This window comes from Pseudomonas sp. p50(2008), assembly GCF_015351605.1.
GTDB lineage: Bacteria > Pseudomonadota > Gammaproteobacteria > Pseudomonadales > Pseudomonadaceae > Aquipseudomonas.
Genome location: NZ_JACMYF010000001.1, coordinates 716,788 through 738,274, shown reverse-complemented (window position 1 = coordinate 738,274; position 21,487 = coordinate 716,788). Strand labels below are relative to the sequence as shown.

Here is a 21,487-nt window from a genome sequence, read left to right as displayed (position 1 = left end):
TTGCTGGCACGAATAGTGATTACTCGTTTGCCGACTGACCACTGAGGCCGGCGAACTTGCACGGCGTTCACTGACTGAGGATTCGTGCCATGTACAAAGACTATCCAGCGGCCTATCAGGTCAGCAAAGGCTCTGCGTTGCAGGTTGATACTGCCTTTTACGACCGGATTCGCGAGGCGAAGGACGGGCGCACGCTGGTCGAACAGTTCGAGGTCCCCATTCGCACCGGCCGCGCCTGGAATGTGCCGGCCGGGCATGTGTTTCGTGTCACCACACCCGTCGGGCCACAAGTGGGGGACTTCAACGTCTGGAACGCCAATGATCCGCGGGAACGCTTGTGGGCAGCCCGTACCCGGCAGTTGCAGGGCGCCCATGTCAGCACCCATGACCGGCTCTGGTCGAACCTGCCATTTTTACGACCATTGGTGACCATTACGGATGACAGTCTGGCCGGTTATGGCATCGACGAGCATGGTGGACGCCTGCACGATTTGCTCGGCACTCGCTGCGATCCGTATGTAAATAAAATGCTTACGGGTGAGGATTTCCATCACCACTGTCATTCGAACCTGACCCGCGCCGTGCTGCCCCACGGTCTGACAGAGTTCGATGTGCATGACGTGCTGAATATTTTTCAGTGCACCGGTCTCAATCATGACGATATGTACTTCATGAAGGCGTGTCCGGCGCAGAAGGGCGATTACCTGGAGTTCTTTGCCGAGATCGATCTGCTGTGCGCGCTCTCGACCTGTCCCGGTGGCGATTTGTCACTGGCCATGTGGGGGCCGGATGCACAGGATCCGCTGAGCGTGTGTCGTCCGCTGGGCGTGGAAATTTATCGATTGGAGGATGCGTTGCTTGAAGGCTGGAGTCAGCCGGAACGTGCGGCGTACAACGGGATGCATGGCTTGCAGGTCGCAAAAGCCGATTGGGAAAAGTAGAAACACATGTGGCGAGAGAGCCGGCTCCCTCGCCACATTTACACTTCAGCGGTCCTGCGCTTCCTTGGCATCCATTTCCGCATTGCGTTCAGCGACGCGTTTCCGTTGCTCTTCGGTAAGATCGACCTTGGTGGCGGTGTCGCGCAACATCATCAAACCACCAACGATCGAGCCGATTGCAACGACCAGAATCAACCAGGCATACCAGGGCATAGGGCTCTCCTTGAGGGGCAGGCCGGTGGCGCAGTTCGCCAACCGATCGTGCATACCACTTTGAGCGATTTATTTTCGCAGTGGTTCCATTCTATGCCTGATATGCCCTACACGCCCCACCACGTTATAGCCCGGTCAACATCGCATCCGCCGGCGCGTCGGCCCGCAGTTGCGCCGTCAGCATGAAGTACACAAAACCCACCGCCATGAACCCGACGAAGATCAACCCGATCAGCGTGTTGAACCATGCCATCGCCACCAGGCACACCACCGCCAGCAGCAGCGCAATGAACGGCACCAGTGGATAGCATGGTGCGCGGAACGTCCGCTCGAGATTCGGTTCGGTTTTACGCAGTTTGAACAGGCTGAGCATGCTCATGATGTACATCACGATGGCGCCAAACACCGCCATGGTGATCATTGCCGCTGTCAGCGTCATTCCGCCCAGATTGATCAAGCCGTCACTGTAAATCGCTGCAATCCCGATCACGCCGCCAGCAATGATTGCCCGGTGCGGGGTCTGGAAACGGGAGAGTTTTGCCAGGGATTTAGGCAGATAACCGGCCCGGGCCAACGCGAAGAATTGCCGTGAGTAGCCCAGGATGATTCCGTGGAAACTTGCCACCAGGCCGAACAGGCCGATCCAGACCAACATGTGCAACCAGCCGGAGTTTTCTCCAACCACGGTTTTCATGGCTTGCGGCAGCGGATCGTTGATGTTCGACAGAGTACGCCAGTCGCCAACGCCACCCGCAAAGAACATCACCCCCATCGCCAGTACCACCAGGGTCAGGATGCCGCTGATGTAAGCTTTTGGAATCGTGCGTTTCGGGTCCTTGGCTTCTTCAGCCGCCATGGCGGCGCCTTCGATGGCCAGGAAAAACCAGATGGCGAAGGGGATCGCTGCGAACATCCCGGCAATTGCCGGCGCCCCGAACACATCAGATCCTGCCCAGCCGTTGAGGGCAAAGTTGCTGAAACTGAACGCCGGCGCGACCACGCCCATGAACACCAGCAGTTCGGCGACCGCAAGCACACAGACCACCAGTTCAAAGGTTGCGGCCAGTTTCACCCCAAGAATATTCAGCCCCATGAACACGATGTACGCCCCCACCGCCGCGTGTTTCGGATCGAGACCGGGGAACTGCACGTTCAGGTAAGCGCCGATTGCCAATGCAATCGCCGGCGGGGCGAAAACGAATTCGATCAGTGTCGCCAGCCCGGCGATCAAACCACCTTTCTCGCCAAAAGCACGACGGCTGTAGGCAAAGGGACCACCGGCATGGGGTATCGCGGTGGTCAGCTCGGTAAAACTGAAGATGAAGCAGGTGTACATCGTGGCGACCATGAAGGATGTCACCAGAAAGCCGAGTGTACCGGCCACGCCCCAGCCATAACTCCAGCCGAAATACTCACCGGAAATCACCAGCCCGACTGCAATGCCCCACAGGTGCAGCGTGCCGAGCGTGGGTTTGAGTTGTGTGTTCATGCGCTTGCTCCCTGAACGATTTGGAAAGCTCGGGAAGGGCGCGTGCAGTGGGCGTGCCAGTGTGGGTTTGTGCGTCGTAAAGCGCTGAAAGCTGTCGTATCGAGGATGTTGGGCGCTGATGTAGGGCGATTGGATGCGCCAGTTGGGGGCGTTGGAGATTTTTATGCTGGTTTCGCGCGCACGTTCGCTTTGAATGACGAGCGATCTTTATCCGGGAAACGCCTGACAAAATCAGGCGCTGTTTGTCTGCCCGGAATCAGGAAAAAACGTCAGCTTCTTTAAAGAAGGCTGCGGCCTGATCCTTGGCCGAAAGCTGTGGCGCTTCATCCAGCTGCCAGTCGATCGCCAGATCCGGATCATCCCAACGAATACTGCGCTCGGCGGATGGGGTGTAGTAGTTGGTGGTCTTGTAGAGGAACTCGGCGAAGTCACTCAATACGACAAAACCATGGGCGAAACCTTCTGGCACCCAAAGCTGGCGGTGGTTTTCCGCGGACAAACGTACAGCGACCCATTTTCCGAAATGCGCGGAGCTTCGGCGAATATCTACCGCTACGTCTAGCACTTCACCCACAGTCACGCGAACCAATTTGCCCTGGGTGTTCTCAAGTTGGTAATGCAAACCACGCAACACACCTTTTTGAGAGCGAGAATGGTTGTCCTGGACAAAGTGCGTATCTACACCAGTAGCCTCTTTGAACGCCTGGGCGTTGAAACTCTCGTAAAAAAACCCTCGCTCATCACCGAAGACTTTTGGTTCGATAATGACAACACCGGGTAGATCGGTGGTAACTATGTTCAAGCTGTATCTCCTGCTAAGGACGTCGATGGTGGACATTCTCGCCCAAAGTGCCGGCATCGCGCGAGTGGAACTGCGGGCGGTCTTTCGTCCTTCTCTGCGCTTGCTGAAGTGCAGGGAGGGGACTGCTCTCGAAGATGAAGCAAATTCTGCGACATCTTTAACCATTGTCTAGCGTCGCAAGGCACCGCTGTAACCCCCCCAAAAACCCACTCTTTACACCTTCTTTACGCCCCTCCACATCCCTCGATCTCGCGCCTTTACACCCTCCTTCCCGACAATGACTCCACACGCGGCAATACGCCGTAACACGGAGAACTTCCATGAGCGTTCTGGACGGAGTGTCGCTGCTGCTGGCAGTGGGACTGTTCATTTATCTGTTGGTTGCGCTGTTGCGCGCGGACCGGAACTAGGAGCGGCTATGCACAGTTATGACTATTGGCTGATCCTTGCCTTCTTCGCCATCGTGCTGATACCGGCACCGTTTCTGGGGCGGTTCTACTACAAGGTGATGGAAGGGCAGCGCACTTGGCTGACTCCGATTCTGGGTCCGGTGGAGCGGGGCTGTTATCGGGTGGCCGGCGTTGACCCGCAGGTTGAGCAGAGCTGGCAGAAGTACACCCTGGCCCTGCTCGCGTTCAACCTTGCAGGATTCCTGCTGTTGTTTGCGATTCTGTTGTTTCAAGATTACCTGCCACTCAACCCTCAGAACCTGCCTGGCCAGGAGTGGACGCAAGCGTTCAATACCGCCGTCAGCTTCATGACCAACACCAACTGGCAGTCGTACAGCGGTGAAGCCACGCTCAGCTACCTGAGCCAGATGGTCGGCCTCACCGTGCAGAACTTCGTCAGCGCCGCCACCGGTCTCGCTGTGCTGGTTGCGTTGTGTCGCGGCATCGGTCGCAAGTCGGCTCAAACCCTGGGCAACTTCTGGGTCGACATGACCCGTGCCACCCTCTACGGCTTGCTGCCGCTGTGCCTGCTGCTGGCGCTGTTTCTGGTCTGGCAGGGCGTGCCGCAAACCTTCGCTCACTACGTGAATGCCGTGACGATGCAAGGTGTCGACCAGGTGATTCCGCTCGGTCCGGCTGCAAGCCAGATTGCGATCAAGCAACTGGGCACCAATGGCGGTGGCTTCTTCGGGGTCAACTCGGCGCACCCGTTCGAGAACCCGACGGCGTGGAGCAACCTGTTCGAGGTGTCGTCGATCATCCTGATTCCGGTCGCGCTGGTGTTCACCTTCGGCCATTACGTAAAAGACCTGCGTCAGAGCCGCGCAATCATCGCCTGCATGCTGGCGCTGTTTTTGATCGGTGGCGCGACCTCGTTGTGGGCTGAGTACCAACCCAATCCGACCCTGAACAACGTCGCCGTCGAACAGACTGCGCCGCTGGAAGGCAAGGAAGCACGCTTTGGTACCACCGCTACGGTGCTCTGGTCGGTGACCACGACGGCTGCATCCAACGGCTCGGTCAATGGCATGCACGACAGCCTCAACCCGCTGAGCGGCATGGTCGCGATGGTCAATATGATGGTCGGCGAAGTGATCTTCGGCGGCGTCGGCGCCGGGCTCTACGGCATGTTGCTCAACGTACTGATCGCGGTGTTTCTCGCCGGCCTGATGATCGGTCGCACGCCGGAATACCTCGGCAAGAAACTGGCGGCCCGGGAAGTCCAGTTGCTGGTGGTGACCTTGCTGGTAATGCCGGTGGGTGTGCTGGTGCTTGGCGCTATTGCGGCGAGTCTGCCGGGTCCGGTCGCTGCGGTGAGTAACCCTGGCGCTCACGGATTCAGCCAGTTGCTGTACGCCTACACCTCGGCCAGTGCCAACAACGGCTCTGCATTTGCCGGCTTCGGTGCCAACACTGCGTTCCACAACCTGATGCTTGGCCTGGGCATGTTGATCGGCCGTTTCGGCTACATCCTTCCGGTGCTGGCGTTGGCTGGCAGCCTGGCGATGAAGAAATCCGCCCCGATCGGCCAGAACAGTTTTCCGACCCATGGCCCGCTGTTCGTGACTTTGCTGACGGTGACCATTTTGCTGGTGGGCGGCCTGACGTTCCTGCCAACCCTGGCGCTGGGTCCGATTGCCGAACACCTGAGCATGGGCTTCTGAGCCTGGTTCTTTTAAGGAGCTGATGATGAATATGCCCGCAATCAAACCGGCCGCCGCCAAGGCGCCGGAACAACCGAAAACCGCGATCTCGGCCCTCTGGCGCCCGGCGCTGGTGCAAGCGTTCGTCAAGCTTGACCCACGCCAGCTGCAGCGTGCGCCAGTGATGCTGGTCGTTGAACTGACCGCGATCCTGACCACCGTTTTGTGCTTCATTCCAGATGCGGCAGTCCCCACTTTCGTCGCGGCGCAAATCGCGTTGTGGCTGTGGTTTACCGTGCTGTTCGCCAACTTCGCCGAAGCCTTGGCTGAAGGACGCGGCAAGGCCCGCGCTGACAGCCTCAAAGCCGGCAGCGAAGGTTTGAGCGCTCGACGCAAGACCGCCAATGGCACCTTCCAGATCGTGCCCGCCACCAGCCTGCGCAAGGACGACGTGGTGCGCATCGAGGCGGGGGAAATGATCCCCGGCGACGGCGAAGTCATAGAAGGCATTGCGGCCGTCAACGAAGCGGCCATTACCGGTGAATCCGCACCGGTGATTCGTGAGTCCGGTGGCGACCGTTCGGCAGTGACCGGCAACACACGCCTGGTGTCGGACTGGCTGCTGGTGCGGATCACCGCCAACCCCGGTGAGTCGACTCTGGACCGCATGATCGCCTTGGTCGAAGGCGCCAAACGCCAGAAAACCCCGAACGAAGTGGCGCTCGACATCTTGTTGATCGGCCTGACGCTGATCTTCCTGCTGGTGGTCGTTACCCTGCAACCGTTTGCCCACTTCGCCAATGGCAGCCTGCCGCTGGTGTTCCTGGTGGCGTTGTTGGTCACGCTGATTCCGACGACCATTGGCGGTCTGTTGTCCGCCATCGGTATCGCCGGCATGGACCGACTGGTGCGCCTGAACGTGATTGCCAAGTCCGGTCGCGCTGTGGAAGCGGCGGGGGACGTACACGTTCTGCTGCTGGACAAGACCGGCACCATCACCTTCGGCAACCGTCGCTGCACCGCTGTGTATGCGGCGCCAGGGGTGAGCAGCAAGGAGCTGGCGGAGGGCGCTTTGTTCGCCTCCCTGGCGGACGACACGGCGGAAGGTAAATCCATCGTCGAGTACTTGCGCGGCCTTCATCCACAACCAGAGCCATCCGCTGAAACCCTGACGGCGGTGCCCTTCAGCGCCGAGACACGCCTGTCCGGTGTCGACTATCAGGGCCGCGTGTATCGCAAAGGTGCAGTGGATTCGTTGCTGGCGTTTGTCGGCCTGAAACGCGCTGATCTTGCGCCGGCGCTGTCCCGGGAAATCGACAAGATTGCCCAGAGTGGCGGCACGCCGTTGCTGGTGTGCGCCGACGGAAAATTGCTCGGCGCGATACACCTCAAGGACGTGGTCAAGCCCGGTATTCGTGAGCGTTTTGCCGAGCTGCGCAAACTGGGGATTCGCACCGTCATGGTCACCGGCGACAACCCGTTGACCGCTGCGGCGATTGCGGCCGAGGCGGGCGTCGACGACGTGCTGGCCGAGGCGACGCCGGAGAAAAAACTGGCGCGCATTCGCCACGAGCAAAACGACGGTCGACTGGTCGCGATGTGCGGCGACGGCGCCAACGATGCGCCCGCGCTGGCCCAGGCGGATGTCGGCATGGCGATGAACGACGGGACTCAAGCGGCTCGGGAAGCGGCGAACATGGTCGACCTCGACAGCGACCCGACCAAGCTGCTGGACGTGGTGCAAATCGGCAAGGAACTGCTGGTGACGCGCGGCGCGCTGACAACGTTTTCCATCGCCAACGACGTGGCCAAATACTTCGCGATCTTGCCGGCGTTGTTCGCCTCGATCTACCCGCAACTAGGCGTGCTGAACGTCATGCACCTGACCAGCCCGCAGAGCGCGATTCTGTCGGCGATTGTGTTCAACGCCTTGATCATTGTGGTGTTGATCCCGCTGGCGTTGCGCGGCGTGCGGGTGCAAGCGGCGAGTGCGGCGGCGCTGTTGCGACGCAACCTGTTGATCTATGGCTTGGGCGGGTTACTGGTGCCGTTCGTGGGGATCAAGGCGATCGACATGCTGCTCACGGCGTTGCATCTGGTTTGACCGGTACGGCGGTGCGGTGGTGTTTTTGTGGCGAGGGGATTTAGCGAAACGTCGCACCGCCCCGTTGGGCTGCGCAGCAGCCCCAAACCAGGACACGCATTTTGCCTGAATAAATGTTATGGCCGGCATGGGGCTGCTGCGCAGCCCAACGGGGATAAATCCCCTCGCCACAGGTGATGTGTGTCCCTGATAAATGTTTTTCTATTTCGAGGATTTTGAAATGTCCACAATGATACGTCCGGCCCTGAGCCTATTGGTCCTCATGACCCTGATCACCGGCGTCGCCTACCCACTGGTTGTCACCGGTGTGGCCCAGGTGGCTTTCCCTGACCAGGCCAACGGCAGCCTCGTACGCGACGAGGCCGGCAAGGTCCGTGGCTCTTCGCTGATCGCCCAGGATTTCACCGGTGACAGCTGGTTCCATCCACGTCCATCCGCGGGTGCCTTCGCCACAATTTCGAGCAGCGCCAGCAACCTCTCGCCGAGCAATCCGGCCCTGGCCACTCGGGTGATCGACGACGCCAGCAAGCTGCTGGTGCCAGGGCAGGGACCGGTGCCTCTGGCACTGCTCACTACTTCTGGCAGCGGCCTCGACCCGCACTTGCCACCGGCAGCGATTAGCTATCAACTGGCGCGTGTTGCGGCGGCGCGGAATCTGCCGGTGTCTACGCTTGAGCAATTGATGAATGCAAACATCGAGCAGCCCTTGGTGGGGCCGCCGGTGGTGAATGTATTGGCGCTGAACATGGCGCTTGAGAATCTGTAGATCGGTGGTGCCAGCAATCGCGGGCAGGCCGCTCCCACATTGGATCTGTGGCGGACAAAGGATTCTCTGTCACATAGGATTCATGTGCACTGAAGATCCAATGTAGGAGTGAGCCTGCTCGCGATGACGGCTGAAAAAACACCACGTCCTTACCTGAAAAAAGAGAAATGAAAGCATGAGCGACTCCGGCCGAGCCGACGCATTGTTAGCCGATTTACCCCGCGATGGCCGTGGCCGGCTCAAAGTATTCCTCGGCGCCGCCCCCGGTGTCGGCAAGACCTACGCCATGCTGCAAGCGGCGCACACCCAGTTGCGCCAGGGCGTGAAAGTCATCGCTGGCGTGGTTGAAACCCACGGTCGTGCCGAGACCGAAGCGCTGCTTGGTGGCCTGCCTCAACAGCCGTTGGTGCGCTCGGAATACCGGGGCGTCATGCTCGAAGAAATGGACCTCGACGGCTTGCTTGCGGTCAAGCCGAAACTGGTGCTGGTTGACGAACTGGCCCACAGCAACGCCCCCGGCAGTCGCCACGCGAAACGTTGGCAGGACATTCAGGAACTGCTCGCCGCCGGCATCGATGTGTTCACCACGGTCAACGTCCAGCACCTGGAAAGCCTCAACGATCAAGTGCGTGGCATCACGGGCGTGCAGGTTCGCGAAACGCTTCCGGACTGGGTGCTGCAGGAAGCCTACGAACTGCTGCTGATCGACCTGCCGCCCCGCGAGCTACTGGAGCGTCTGCGCGACGGCAAGGTCTACGTGCCGGAACAGGCCCGCGCCGCCATCGATGCCTTCTTCACCCAGACCAACCTCACCGCCCTGCGTGAGCTGGCGATGCAAACTGCCGCCGCCCAGGTCGACGATGATCTGGCCCAGGGCTACCGCCAGCTTGGACAGGCAGCACCCGCGGTGCGCGGGCGTCTGCTGGTGGGTGTCGACGGTGATCAACAGGCCGAGCGCCTGGTGCGTCATGCCAGTCGAGTCGCTCAGCGGCGGCATCTGCCGTGGAGCCTGGTGCATGTGGACAACGGCAGCGTGCGCGACGAGCAGTCACGCCTGCGCCTGCAAAGTGCCCAGCAACTGGCCGAACGCCTGGGCGGAGAGGTGGTGCTGCTGCGCGCCGGCGAAGTCGCGAAAACCCTGATCCAGCATGCTGCCGAGCGTCGCGCCAGCCTGGTACTGGTCGGTCAATCCCGGCAACGTTTGCGCCGACGTTTGTTCGGCGGCGGCCTGGCTTCGCGTCTGTTGCGCGATGCCCGTGGATTGGAAATCAACGTCCTCGACAGCGATCACGAACTGCACGCACCACGCCAGCGATCGCCGCAGGCGCTGGTGTGGTTCGATTACGCGTTGGCGCTGGTGGCGACGTTGCTCGCCAGTGCGCTGGCCTGGGGCGTGGCAAGCGTGTTGCCGCTGCCGAACATCTCGCTGGTGTTCCTCGCGGCGGTGTTGCTGGTGGCGGTGCGCAGCAGCCTCGGACCGGCGCTGGCCTGCGCGGCCATGTCATTTCTGACCTATGACTTCCTGTTCATCCCGCCCAATTTTTCCTTCAGCATCCAGCGCGAAGAAGACGTGCTGACCTTGCTGTTCTTTCTGCTGATGGCTGCGCTCACGGGCAATCTCGCCGCACGCCAACGGCGACAGCTACAGGCACTGCGCGACACGCAGGAAGAGACCAGCGAACTGCTCGACCTGTCGCGCAAATTGACGGCCGCGACCGATCGCCAGGCGGTGGTCAGTGCGGCGGCGCAGCACCTCAATGGCTGGAGCGATGTTCAACTGTGCCTGCTGAATCAGGACGGGCAGGGCGGCTGGAAGGTTGAAACCGGTGGCCCGTTGACCTTCTCCGAGGCCGAACGCGCGGCGGCTGATTGGGCCTGGCAGCACGATCAACCGGCAGGCGCGGGGACCGGGACATTGCCGTTCGGGCGCTGGTGGTGGTGGCCGCTGTCGGTGGAAGATGGTCCGCTGGCGTTGCTCGGCGTCTGCGCCAAAGAGGGTCAGACCTTGAGCGGCCAGCGTCGGCGTTTGCTCACCGCGTTGAGCCAGCCGCTGGCCCAGGCACTGGCCCGTGCGCAACTGGCTGAGGACCTGGAAGCAGCACGCCTGCACGGCGAAACCGAGCAACTGCGCAGCGCCCTGCTGGCGTCGGTGTCCCACGATTTGCGCACACCGCTGACGTCCATGCGTGGCAGCATCGACAGCTTGTTGGCGTTAGGTGAAGCCATCCCGCTGGAGGATCGTCGCGAACTCCTCGAAGGCACGCGCGATGAAGCCGAGCGTCTGGATCGCTACATTCAGAACCTGCTCGACATGACGCGTCTAGGCCACGGCGCGCTGAAGCTGGCGCGGGATTGGGTGTCGCCGGCGGACATCGTCGGCAGTTCGCTGAACCGCCTGCGCGCCGTGCTCGCGCCGTTGCAGGTGAGCACCGAAGTGCCGGCGCAATTGCCGCTGTTGTTTGTCCACGCCGCGCTGATCGAACAGGCGCTGGTCAATGTGCTGGAAAATGCCGCGCGTTTTTCGCCGGCTCACGGGCGACTGTTGCTGCGTGCCGGTGCCGACGACAGTGAATTGTTTTTCTCGGTCAGCGATGAAGGGCCCGGTATTCCGGAAGAGGAGCGAGCGAAGATTTTCGACATGTTCTACACCGCCGCACGGGGTGATCGGGGCGGTCAGGGCACGGGTCTGGGATTGGCGATTTGTCAGGGGATGGTCGGTGCCCACGGTGGGCGCATCAGTGTCGCCGACGGGATAGACGGGCGCGGCACCTGCATCACCTTGCACTTGCCTCTGCAAGAACAGCCTTCATTTGAAGCTGAGCGCTGAAGACGAAGCCTGATACCCTTTGCACATTCCCCAGCTGCGATCAGAAACCATGAGCCAGACCGCGACCATTTTGGTCATCGACGACGAACCGCAGATCCGCAAATTCCTGCGCATCAGTCTCGTGTCCCAGGGCTACAAAGTGCTGGAAGCCGGTACCGGCACTGAAGGATTGGCGCAGGCTGCATTGAACAAACCGGACTTGCTGGTGCTCGACCTTGGCCTGCCGGACATGGACGGTCAGCAGGTGTTGCGCGAGTTTCGCGAGTGGTCGGCGGTGCCGGTGCTGGTGCTGTCGGTGCGCGCCAGCGAAGGGCAGAAAGTCGAAGCGCTGGACGGTGGTGCGAATGATTACGTGACCAAGCCTTTCGGCATCCAGGAGTTTCTGGCGCGGGTGCGTGCGTTGCTGCGTCAGGCGCCGGCGGGTGAAGCACAGCAAGCGGCATTGATCTTCGGGCCGTTGACCGTGGACCTGGCGTATCGCCGGGTGTTGCTCGATGGCGTCGAAGTCGCCTTGACCCGCAAGGAATACGCGGTGCTCGCACAGCTGGCACGGCATCCCGGGCGGGTCATTACCCAGCAGCAATTGTTGAAGGATATCTGGGGGCCGACGCATACCGAAGACAGTCACTACCTGCGCATTGTCGTCGGGCATTTGCGGCAGAAGCTGGCGGATGATCCGACACAGCCACGGTTTATTGTGACCGAGGCGGGGGTGGGGTATCGGTTGTTGAGTGAAGATAACCTTTAGATTTTGCAGTGATTGATCGGTCCCCATCGCGGGCAAGCCCGGCTCCCACAGGATTAGCATCGTTCACAACTATTGTGATAATCGCAAAACCTGTGGGAGCCGGGCTTGCCCGCGATGAGGCCCTCAAATCTCACCCCAATACGTCAAGAATCCCGCGACTGCTCAGCCTCATACCGATCCATCGTATCCCGAGCAATCTCCCGCCCCAGGGCGATCAATTCCGGCGCCTTGTAGAACTCGAAAAACCGGCACACCCGCTTCGGCACGTTGATCAGGATATCCGGTGGATAGCCGGCAATCTTGTACTGCGCCAGAGACGTCTGCATCACTTCGAAACTCTGGTTGATCAAATCCAGCAGGGACGCCGGCCCCACGTTATCGATGATGAACGAGCCCGTGGCAGACTTCGGCGCGCCCGTGGATTCCGGCGCCGCAGCCGGTTGCTGCGCTTCGGGTTCGGCGGACTCGATCCACGGATTGATATCTGCCCCTTGCGCTTTCAGCGCTTCCTGTTCCAGCGCGAGCAATTGCTCCGCCTGCTTACGGCGGAACGGCAGCTTCGAACCCAGGGAATTGATCAAGCTGTCGAAACGGCTTTTGAACGCTGCCGGCCGCTGGATCACAGGCAGTTGGTAGTGACGCTGGTTGGTGGAGTTGAGGTTGACCGCGATGATCAGGTCACAATGGCTCGACACCACCGGCACGATCGGCAGGGGGTTGAGAATGCCACCGTCCACCAGCATGCGATTGCCCTGCATGACCGGCGTGAACAGGCTGGGAATCGCCGCTGACGCACGCATCGCCTGATGCAGGCAACCTTCCTGAAACCAGATTTCCTGCTGGTTGGTCAGGTCGGTGGCCACGGCCGTGTACGGAATGCGCAGGTCTTCAATATTGATCTCGCCGACGATCTTGCGGATCTGCCCGAACACCTTTTCGCCACGAATTGCCCCCAGGCGGAAACTGACGTCCACCAGCCGCAATACGTCGAGGTAATCCAGGCTCTCGATCCAGTCGCGATAATCGTTGAGTTTTCCCGCCGCGTAGATCCCGCCGACCACTGCCCCCATGGAGCAACCAGCGATGCACGCGATGTCATAACCACGTCTTTCGATCTCTTCAATGACACCGATATGGGCATAGCCCCGGGCGCCACCTGAGCCCAGTACCAGTGCGACACGCTTTTTCATGAATCGCCCTCGTCTGACAAGGTTTAACAATGCACCCAACGGGGGGCAGGCTACAATCGCCAAGGTCGCTCGAGAGGGTGAAGACGTCGTTTTTTCGACACCCCGTGGCGCCAGATGAGTATCCTCGCCAGCGCTGTAGTTTCAGCAGTGGGGCCAAGGCACTTTTCCTGCGCCAGACCGTCTTACCTGCACGACTGTTTACCTATCTTTGAGGTGTGAGTGATGAAAGCCTGGATCTGTGTACCTATGATTGCCTTGGCGCTCGCCGGTTGTGCCGGCAAAACCGCGTACCGTGAAAGCTGCGGCAGCGGTATCGATGCGGCGTGGCATGAGCTGGACCTGGCCAAGGCTGAGGGTTTCGCCGGCACGGTCAGTTACTCCAAGGCGCTGTCACTGCTGACGGGCGCCAAGACCCAGCAGCAGTTCGAGGCGTACGAAGGCTGCACCAAAAAGGCCGAGAAAGCGCGCTTCTACATTCGTGAGTCACGCGCCGGGCGTTAAGGCATGATGTGATGATCGAGGGCCATTCGAATCAGGGAGAAAGCGATGTCTGCGTTGGTTGATCGGTTAGTGGCTCAGGTACTGGGCATTGAAGTCCGTCTGATGGCTTGTCAGGCGCGCTTGAATGCCCGAACGGACCCGGAAGCGTTGCATGACCTGCGCACTACGGTGCGCCGTTTGCGCAGTTTATTGCGACCGCTGCGCGGATTGCCGGGTGTCGAGCAGCTGGAAGTGGCGGCGTCCGGGGTTGGCGACCTGACCACACCGCTACGTGATCGGGAAGTGCTGGCGGCCTATCTGCTTGAGCATGATCAACCGCAAGCGGCGCAACGGCGCATGGCGCAGATGGCCGAAGCCTATCCCGCCGTGGCCGCGAGTCCCGAGCTTGCGCAGCTGCTGATGATCATCGATGCGTTTTCGCGCTTTCTTCGGGCCTCCCAGCGCCAGGGTTTGCTCAAGGGATTGCGCAAGCGCGTTGAAAAACGCCTGGCCAAACAGTGGAAAAAACTCGATGAAGCGCTGCACGATCCAGCCCACGACCGTCATCGCTTGCGCTTGCTGATCAAGCGCGTGCGCTACGGTATCGAATCCTATCCCGAGCTGGATCGTCTGCCGAAAGCGGCGATGCCGCGTCTGAAATCGGCGCAAGGGGCCTTGGGCGATTGGCACGATTGCTGGCAATGGCTGGCCCGTGCCGAAGAAGAAGCGGATCTGCAACCGTGCGTCGCGACCTGGCACAAAACCATGGCCGAGGCTGAACGTCGCGCCGATCGGGTTCTCGACAAACTCAGCGCTGCCTGCTTCAAATCCTGAAACCACGCGGTTTCCTGTGGCTGCCGAACGCTCGGTCTGCGTACGAACTTTTCTTTGAATAAACGCGGTCCCGTGCAGGAACCGCGTGCATAGGATCGTCCGACGAGGCCCGAGAATTCGGCAGGTCTGCGCTCGAGCTGCATCCAAGGCTCATCTGTCAGTGCTTTTGGCCGGTATAAGCGCTGTATCGCCCTCTCTGGCTGGTTAACATTCCTCCATTCTTTTTCTGCTCCGAGGTCTTCATGCGTTTTTCCGATCTGCTCGACGCCGTCCGCAGCCAGCCGCTGGAGCTGTCTATTCCGGCTGAATGGGCTCAAGGGCGCGCCAGTTTCGGTGGCCTTGTCGCCGCGCTGCAATATGAAGCCATGCGCGCCAAGGTGCCGGCCGATCGCCCGGTACGATCGCTGGCAATCACCTTTGTCGGGCCGGTCGAGCCGGACGTGCCAGTCAGTTTTGAAGTGGATGTCTTGCGCGAAGGCAAGGCCGTCAGTCAGGTGCTGGGCCGGGCCATGCAGAAGGGGCAGGTCGTGACGCTGATCCAGGGCAGCTTCGGTGCGTCACGCCCGTCCGAAGTGTCGGTAGCCGCCGAACCCGCGCCGGAAATGAAGCACTGGGACGACTGCCAGGAGTTACCGTACATCAAGGGCATCACCCCGGAATTCATGCGCCATCTGGCGATGCGCTGGAGCGTCGGTGGCCTGCCGTTCACCGGCAACACGTCGCGGGAAATGGGCGGTTGGGTGCGGTTGCGCGGGGACGTGAAAGAAGAGCCTGTCAGCGAGTCGCATATCCTGGCGCTGGTCGATGCCTGGCCGCCGGCGTTGTTGCCGCACCTGAAAAAACCGGCGATGGGCAGCACGCTGACCTGGACCATCGAATTCGTCCAACCGATCCTTGAACTGAGCACGCTGGACTGGTGCAAGTACCTCGTCGACATCGAATACGCCGCTGACGGCTACGGTCATGCAGCCGCGAAGCTGTGGAGCGCGGACGGGCAGTTGATTGCGATGAGTCGGCAAACCGTGACGATTTTCGCCTGATCAATGGCGGCGGTGGCGCTCACGCCAGGCGCGCCACCAGCCGCCACTGAGGAAAAACCTCGGGAAGGTCACAAACTGCTCGACAAACAAACGCGACAGCGCATCTTTGCGATCACTGAACGGTTCAGCGGCTTGCTCTTCGAGCTGGTGGCCATGGCGCTGAAGGGCCAGTGCTGCCAGCAGGCCGATGACACCAATGGCGATGTTCACCAGGTTCAGGCCGAACACTCCGGTAACAATCAGCAGAAACGCCACGATAAACAGCGGCACGGCAATCAGGTGCAGCACCAGATTGGTCGGGTGCTGGTGATTGTTCGGGTACGCACGCCATTGCCAGGCGGGAAGGTTGGGATGACGTTTACCCATGATGTTTCTCCTCAATCCGTGTTGAACACATGATTGAAGAATAGGCCCGGCGGGGAGGGGCGGCGAATCGAGGTTGGCTATCGATGTGATAGCGATCATGGGCAAAGGGTTGATGCTGATCGCGCCCGTCAACACAAAACAAGCTGTAGGAGCGAGCCTGCTCGCGATGGCGTCCTGTCAGTCGACAACATCTTTGCCTGACCCTCCGCCATCGCGAGCAGGCTCACTCCTACAGGGTTCGTGGTGTTCCCGAAAAGGACAGTCGACACAAAACAAACTTTGGGAGCTGGCTCGCAAAGGGGCCCTTACAGCTTGAGCTGCCCTATCGCCTTACTCAATTCCCCTGCCAGCGCCGCCAACTCATTGCTGGTAGTCGCCGAGTTGACGGTCTGCGCCACCGTGTTCTCGGTCACGTCCCGGATACTCACCACCGCCCGGTTCATCTCTTCCGCCACCTGGCTCTGCTGCTCGGCCGCCACCGCGATCTGCGTATTGCTTTCGCGCATCTGCGCCACGGCGCTGGTGATTTGCGCCAGTGCCACGCCGGCCTCCAGCGCTTGTTGCACGCATTCGTCAGCCTTGAGCGAACTGTCCTGCATGAAATCCACAGCGTCGCGGGTTCCGGCTTGCAGCGCCGAGACCATGATCGTGATCTCGTCTGTCGAAGACTGCACACGTTTGGCCAGGTTGCGCACTTCGTCCGCGACCACCGCAAAACCGCGGCCCATTTCACCGGCACGAGCCGCTTCAATGGCGGCGTTCAGTGCCAACAGGTTGGTCTGCTCGGCGATGCTGTGAATCACCCCGACCACGCCGTTGATCTTCTGACTGTCCTCGGCCAGGCGCTGAATCATCCCGGCAGTTTGCTGCACCCCTGAAGACAACCCGGCAATCGATAGCTGCACACGACTGACCACGGCCTGACCGCTGCCGGCCAGGGTGTCAGCGGTTTGCGAGAGGTCGCGGGTTGCGCCGGCGTGCTGGGCGATGTGATAAACAGTGGCGGTCATCTCGTTGATGGCAGTGGCGGCCTGATCGGTTTCACTTTGCTGGCCGAGCATGCCGTGACGCACCTCGTCCATGCTCGACGCCAGACGCGCTGCGCCGTCATCCAGGTGCCGCGCAGTGCTGGCAACGGTGGTGACAACGCGCTGATAACCGGCCTGCATCGCGTTGAACGCGCTGGCCATCTGCCCGACTTCATCGGTGCATGCCAGTGGGACGCGCGCGGACAGGTCGCCGGTTTTTTCAACATGCAGCATCACGTCTTTCAACGTATTGAGTTGGCTGAGCAGGAAGCGGATCAACAACTGCGAGGCGCCCAGCATGGCCAGCATCAGGATGAACACCGCCACCGCATAGTTGGCGAACCGTTCGCCGAACACCTGGGTCAGGCTCGGGCCATGCGCAACCAACGCGACGGATTGGCCGTCGGTCCGGGTGAAGACGTCGGCGCCCATCAGCGGGTTATCGCCAAACACCGGCATCGAATTCAATTCGACCCAGCCATTGGCACTGGCCAGCGCCTGTATCGGTTGACCCTCCAGCATCGGCGCTTCGCCACGCCTGAACGTCAGCAGGTTATCGACCTTGGGCAGCGGTTGCCCGGCAGGCCAGGCATTGAGCAATCGTGCCTGGGCCTGGACTGACGCCTGGGCGGCGTGACTGCGCGCTTGTTGTTCGAGTTGTACGGCGTACAACACCAGCAACAGGGTGGTGACGAAGGCGACGGCATTGACCGCCCAGAATTTGTACTTCAACGAGATATTGCTAAGCCAGGCACCCATGGAGGTCTTCTCTGATAGCGGAAACAGTTTCGGCAAGGTGCCATTATTGTGCCGCTACTGAGGCCGACGAATCTTGATGTGCGTCAAGGTTCCCTGCGAGGCGGTGTACGGGAATTGCCGGGCGTTATGCGCTATCCTTCGCGCCTTCAAAATTCCCTCGCTACAGGATTCCATCCCATGAAAGCCGCCCTCGTCGAACTCATCACTAAAATCAGCTCCGGGTGCATGAGCGATGACGAAATCCTCAAGGTGGCAGACGAAGCGGCCCAGGCCTACGCCGATCCAGAGGCATTTCTGACGGCCAATCCGGACATCAACTACGACGACACCTTCCCGATCCCGTTGGGCGAATGGGTGGTGGTGGGCAGTCTGCCGGAGACGGTGTTGTTCCAGGCGGACACCTACATGGATCTGTTCGCCCAGATCGTCGCCTCGTTCGGCCCGAGTGTCGACTTCAACATCAAGCCCAAGCAGCTGGCCAAAACCGAGGACCTGACCGCGCTTAATCGCATTCAGGTGCAGATGGGCAGCATGAACAAAGAGAATGGCGGCTATGTGCTGATGAACTTCAGCCAGCTGCTCGATGACGAGCTGCAAGTGGTGCTCGTGTTCGGCAACGATGTACCGCGCGTGCTTGAGCTGTGCGCGAAAATCGGCATTGCCGCTGCGCCATCCCTGGAAGCGCTCAAAGTCGCCATCCACGTTTAAGCCAGCAAACGGCTAATAAAACGGAACCCTTGTGAGGGCCGGCTATCCTAAGAGGGCAAACCACTCTTAGGGAGCGTCACCATGGGTTCCACGTTCAACGGTCTGATTGGCCTGATTATTCTCGCCCTGGACATCTGGGCCATCATCAACGTACTGAAAAGTGGCGCATCAACCGGCATGAAAATCGTCTGGGTGCTGCTGATTCTGCTGCTGCCGGTTCTGGGCCTGATTATCTGGGCCATCGCCGGACCACGGGGTAATGTGCGGATCTGATCGAACATGCAAATCCGACACTTTTCTCTGTAGGAATGAGCCTGCATCGCGATGCGGTCTGTCTGTCACATGCTTGCTGAATATGCCGCCGTCATCGCGAGCAGGCTCGCTCCCACACGTTCTATTTTTTCATGTCAGCGCGCATCCGTTTGAACGATCACTCAGCGTAAAAGTCCAGATACATGTAAGCCCACTTGCGGGTTTTATCGAGGAGGCAGTGATGCAAAAGTGGAAAATCACTTTCGTGGATGATCACGGTGAAACAGTCGACGAAGTCTTTGAGTGCGACGAGTGCCCGGACAACGAGCACGCCGCCAAACTCATCAAGGCCCGTCTCCTGCCGGTCGCTGCCGAACTGGATCTGAACGATCTGGAAGGGCGAACCGATGATGCAAGCGTCAAAAGTCTCAAAACCCAGAACAGCATACAAATCCTCGGCATTACTCCCGTCTGATACAACTCCTGTCACATTGATAACAGGCCTTGGCAGCTGCTCGGTCAAAGGGCTACTCTGCAAGCGAGATCAGCGATTGGATCGCTAAGGTCTGGTCTTGTCAGCTACATGCTTGTTCCCATCGGCAACCTGGTTGTCGTATCGCCCTCACCAATCGGCTGAGGGCGTCGGGAGTACGGAAAGTCTATCCATCGGATTCAGGAGGACGTTTCATGAGCACAGCCTATCAAGAAGACATCAGCAGCAGCGTGCTGCGCCGCATGAAAGAAGGCGGTTTCGACTTTTCAAAATTCCATCCCATCGAGTTCTACGCCATTTTTCCCGACGAGGAGCGGGCTCGCAGAGCAGCAGGTCACTACCGTGGTGAATCCTTGAATGCGCAAATCAGCGTGCGCGATGACGGCGCCTGGGCGCTGGAACTGAGCAAGGTCATGTACGCCACCTACGATGACATTGGCGATTTCGAGCAGGGTTTCGAGGCGGTGGTTGAGCCTCTGGGCGGCATCATCGAAGGATGGGGCGTGAAGCAGGAGGTACGAGGGCTACTCGCATAACACTATGAACAGCAACATTACTCAGCAACGGCTGACCTTCGGGTTGGCCGTTTTCGTTTGCGCTTGATAAACATCTTTTGCTCTTGTCTTTGATTCATAACATTTCAAAAGGCAAAAAAAAGCCGCCCAAAACAGGCGGCTAAAAGGGAAGTTCGGTGAGCTTTTCCAGCGAATGCGCCAATTATCCGCGGCCTCAGCCAAGCAGTGAAATCAACTCTGACTATGCTGGTGATAGCGACAGCATTGCTTCGCAATGGAGCGGGGGCGATCAGGTTGGGGCATTTGCCGCACAGGATTGGTGCGGTATGGCTGAGGCGTTTATCCAACCGATTGATAACAAAGCGTTTATGCCGATGGCACGGGCCTTGCGATGCCTAGATGTCCGGGTGACAAGGAGTACGGCATGATCCGCACCTATTTTGATGAAATGTACGATGCCGGCGGCCAGGTCCGCCCGCATTATCGGGAGTTTGCCCGCTGGCTTGCCGAGACGCCTGACGAGCTTCTGGCGCAACGTCGACGCGAGGCCGATCTGTTGTTTCACCGCGCCGGAATTACCTTCACGCTCTACGGTGACGAGCAGGGCACGGAGCGTCTGATTCCTTTCGACACCATCCCGCGCAGCATTCCCGCCAGCGAGTGGCGCGTCGTTGAGCGCGGCTGTATCCAGCGGGTCAAGGCGTTGAACATGTTCCTCACCGACCTTTACCACGAGCAGCGCATCATCAAGGCCGGCATCATTCCGGCCGAGCAGGTGCTGGCCAACGAGCAGTACCAGTTGGCGATGCAAGGGCTTGATCTGCACCGGGATATCTATAGCCACATCTCCGGCGTCGATCTGGTGCGTGACGGCGACGGCACCTATTACGTGCTCGAAGACAATCTTCGAACGCCGAGCGGCGTCAGCTACATGCTCGAAGACCGCAAGATGATGATGCGGCTGTTCCCCGAACTGTTTTCGGCCCAGCGCATTGCCCCCATCGACCACTATCCCAACCTGCTGCTCGACACGCTGAAAAGCTCCAGCCCGATCGATAACCCGAGCGTGGTGGTGCTGACGCCGGGGCGCTTCAACAGTGCATTTTTCGAGCATGCGTTTCTGGCGCGGGAAATGGGCGTTGAGCTGGTGGAAGGTGCGGACCTGTTCGTGCGGGACGACAAGGTGTTCATGCGCACCACCGACGGACCAAAAGCCGTCGACGTGATTTACCGTCGTCTCGACGATGCCTTTCTCGATCCGCTGGCGTTCAACCCGGACTCGATGCTCGGCGTGCCGGGGCTGCTGTCGTCCTACCGCTCGGGCAACGTGGTGCTGGCGAATGCCATCGGCACCGGGGTAGCGGACGACAAGTCGGTGTATCCCTTTGTCACCGACATGATCCGCTTTTACCTGGATGAAGAGCCGATCCTGAAGAATGTGCCGACGTTCCAGTGCCGTAATCCTTCTGAACTTTCCCACGTGCTGGCCAATCTTCCAGATCTGGTGGTCAAGGAAACCCAGGGGTCCGGTGGCTACGGAATGTTGGTCGGGCCAGCGGCGACCGCGGCGGAAATCGAGTCGTTCCGCGCACGCATCAAGGCCAAGCCCCACGCGTACATCGCGCAGCCGACCTTGTCGCTGTCGACCTGTCCGACCTTTGTTGAAAACGGCATTGCTCCACGCCACATCGACTTGCGTCCGTTTGTATTGTCTGGCCGGGAAACCCGGGTCGTGCCCGGTGGTTTGACCCGTGTCGCCCTGCGCGAAGGCTCTTTGGTGGTGAATTCCTCCCAGGGCGGCGGAACCAAGGACACCTGGGTAGTCGAGGATTGAAGGAAG

Annotated in this window: 21 protein-coding genes; 15 read left to right on the top strand and 6 right to left on the bottom strand. The window is 60.0% G+C overall.

Going from position 1 to position 21,487, the window contains the following annotated elements; translation table 11 throughout:
• Positions 1–89 precede the first annotated feature (89 nt).
• A complete protein-coding gene (locus H7698_RS03300; protein WP_162436133.1) occupies positions 90–941 on the top strand; it encodes an urea carboxylase-associated family protein in 852 nt (283 codons plus the stop codon).
• 45 nt (positions 942–986) lie between these two features.
• Here H7698_RS03300 and H7698_RS03295 read toward each other — a convergent pair whose 3' ends face one another.
• The 3 genes from H7698_RS03295 to rfbC all read right to left on the bottom strand — a co-directional run bounded on the left by H7698_RS03295 (position 987) and on the right by rfbC (position 3,445).
• Positions 987–1,154, bottom strand: coding sequence for a DUF2897 family protein (locus tag H7698_RS03295; RefSeq protein WP_081744012.1), 168 nt, complete (start codon positions 1,152–1,154; stop codon positions 987–989).
• Positions 1,155–1,278: 124 nt separating this feature from the next.
• Positions 1,279–2,643 carry an ethanolamine permease gene (gene eat / locus H7698_RS03290; RefSeq protein WP_194690564.1) on the bottom strand — a complete coding sequence of 455 codons (1,365 nt, stop codon included), beginning with the start codon at positions 2,641–2,643 and terminating at the stop codon, positions 1,279–1,281.
• 256 nt (positions 2,644–2,899) lie between these two features.
• Complete coding sequence (gene rfbC, locus H7698_RS03285) at positions 2,900–3,445, bottom strand: dTDP-4-dehydrorhamnose 3,5-epimerase (RefSeq protein ID WP_194690778.1); 546 nt, start codon at positions 3,443–3,445, stop codon at positions 2,900–2,902.
• 320 nt (positions 3,446–3,765) lie between these two features.
• Here rfbC and kdpF point away from each other — a divergent pair, with 320 nt between their 5' ends.
• The 6 genes from kdpF (at position 3,766) to H7698_RS03255 (ending at position 11,982) form a co-directional block, all read left to right on the top strand.
• Positions 3,766–3,855, top strand: a complete 90-nt coding sequence (gene kdpF / locus H7698_RS03280) for a K(+)-transporting ATPase subunit F (RefSeq protein WP_007899818.1) — start codon at positions 3,766–3,768, stop codon at positions 3,853–3,855.
• 8 nt (positions 3,856–3,863) lie between these two features.
• Positions 3,864–5,558: a potassium-transporting ATPase subunit KdpA gene (gene kdpA, locus H7698_RS03275; protein ID WP_194690563.1), complete on the top strand. Its 1,695-nt coding sequence runs from the start codon at positions 3,864–3,866 to the stop codon at positions 5,556–5,558.
• Between the two features lie 25 nt (positions 5,559–5,583).
• Entirely contained in the window at positions 5,584–7,641 is a 2,058-nt protein-coding gene (kdpB, locus tag H7698_RS03270; protein ID WP_194690562.1) for a potassium-transporting ATPase subunit KdpB, read from the top strand.
• Between the two features lie 220 nt (positions 7,642–7,861).
• The gene (gene kdpC / locus H7698_RS03265) at positions 7,862–8,407 is read left to right on the top strand and encodes a potassium-transporting ATPase subunit KdpC (protein ID WP_162436137.1); all 546 of its coding nucleotides are present in this window, start codon (positions 7,862–7,864) and stop codon (positions 8,405–8,407) included.
• A gap of 175 nt (positions 8,408–8,582) precedes the next feature.
• Complete coding sequence (locus H7698_RS03260) at positions 8,583–11,234, top strand: sensor histidine kinase (RefSeq protein ID WP_194690561.1); 2,652 nt, start codon at positions 8,583–8,585, stop codon at positions 11,232–11,234.
• A 49-nt stretch (positions 11,235–11,283) separates the two neighbouring features.
• On the top strand, positions 11,284–11,982 hold the full coding sequence (locus tag H7698_RS03255; RefSeq protein ID WP_194690560.1) for a response regulator: 699 nt from the start codon (positions 11,284–11,286) through the stop codon (positions 11,980–11,982).
• 143 nt (positions 11,983–12,125) lie between these two features.
• Here H7698_RS03255 and H7698_RS03250 read toward each other — a convergent pair whose 3' ends face one another.
• Positions 12,126–13,172 carry a patatin-like phospholipase family protein gene (locus tag H7698_RS03250; protein ID WP_162440599.1) on the bottom strand — a complete coding sequence of 349 codons (1,047 nt, stop codon included), beginning with the start codon at positions 13,170–13,172 and terminating at the stop codon, positions 12,126–12,128.
• Positions 13,173–13,394: 222 nt separating this feature from the next.
• On the opposite strand from H7698_RS03250, the gene H7698_RS03245 reads away from it, so the two are divergent.
• The 3 genes from H7698_RS03245 (at position 13,395) to H7698_RS03235 (ending at position 15,526) form a co-directional block, all read left to right on the top strand.
• Entirely contained in the window at positions 13,395–13,673 is a 279-nt protein-coding gene (locus H7698_RS03245) for a hypothetical protein (protein WP_194690559.1), read from the top strand.
• 45 nt (positions 13,674–13,718) lie between these two features.
• Positions 13,719–14,486, top strand: coding sequence for a CHAD domain-containing protein (locus H7698_RS03240; protein WP_194690558.1), 768 nt, complete (start codon positions 13,719–13,721; stop codon positions 14,484–14,486).
• A gap of 242 nt (positions 14,487–14,728) precedes the next feature.
• Positions 14,729–15,526 carry an acyl-CoA thioesterase gene (locus tag H7698_RS03235; RefSeq protein ID WP_194690557.1) on the top strand — a complete coding sequence of 266 codons (798 nt, stop codon included), beginning with the start codon at positions 14,729–14,731 and terminating at the stop codon, positions 15,524–15,526.
• On the opposite strand, the gene H7698_RS03230 is transcribed toward H7698_RS03235, so the two are convergent.
• Complete coding sequence (locus H7698_RS03230; RefSeq protein ID WP_194690556.1) at positions 15,527–15,892, bottom strand: Mpo1-like protein; 366 nt, start codon at positions 15,890–15,892, stop codon at positions 15,527–15,529.
• 305 nt (positions 15,893–16,197) lie between these two features.
• A complete protein-coding gene (locus H7698_RS31810) occupies positions 16,198–16,902 on the bottom strand; it encodes a methyl-accepting chemotaxis protein (RefSeq protein WP_442966270.1) in 705 nt (234 codons plus the stop codon).
• 954 nt (positions 16,903–17,856) lie between these two features.
• Between H7698_RS31810 and H7698_RS03220 the strand changes: the two genes are divergently transcribed.
• The 5 genes from H7698_RS03220 to H7698_RS03200 all read left to right on the top strand — a co-directional run bounded on the left by H7698_RS03220 (position 17,857) and on the right by H7698_RS03200 (position 21,481).
• On the top strand, positions 17,857–18,387 hold the full coding sequence (locus H7698_RS03220) for a hypothetical protein (protein WP_194690554.1): 531 nt from the start codon (positions 17,857–17,859) through the stop codon (positions 18,385–18,387).
• A gap of 81 nt (positions 18,388–18,468) precedes the next feature.
• Positions 18,469–18,660 (top strand): PLDc N-terminal domain-containing protein, encoded by a 192-nt coding sequence (locus H7698_RS03215; protein ID WP_028622263.1) that lies wholly within the window; start codon positions 18,469–18,471, stop codon positions 18,658–18,660.
• A gap of 220 nt (positions 18,661–18,880) precedes the next feature.
• Positions 18,881–19,114, top strand: coding sequence for a hypothetical protein (locus tag H7698_RS03210; protein WP_162440601.1), 234 nt, complete (start codon positions 18,881–18,883; stop codon positions 19,112–19,114).
• 212 nt (positions 19,115–19,326) lie between these two features.
• Complete coding sequence (locus H7698_RS03205; protein ID WP_162440592.1) at positions 19,327–19,668, top strand: ribonuclease E inhibitor RraB; 342 nt, start codon at positions 19,327–19,329, stop codon at positions 19,666–19,668.
• Between the two features lie 403 nt (positions 19,669–20,071).
• Entirely contained in the window at positions 20,072–21,481 is a 1,410-nt protein-coding gene (locus H7698_RS03200; protein WP_194690553.1) for a circularly permuted type 2 ATP-grasp protein, read from the top strand.
• Positions 21,482–21,487: the final 6 nt, after the last annotated feature.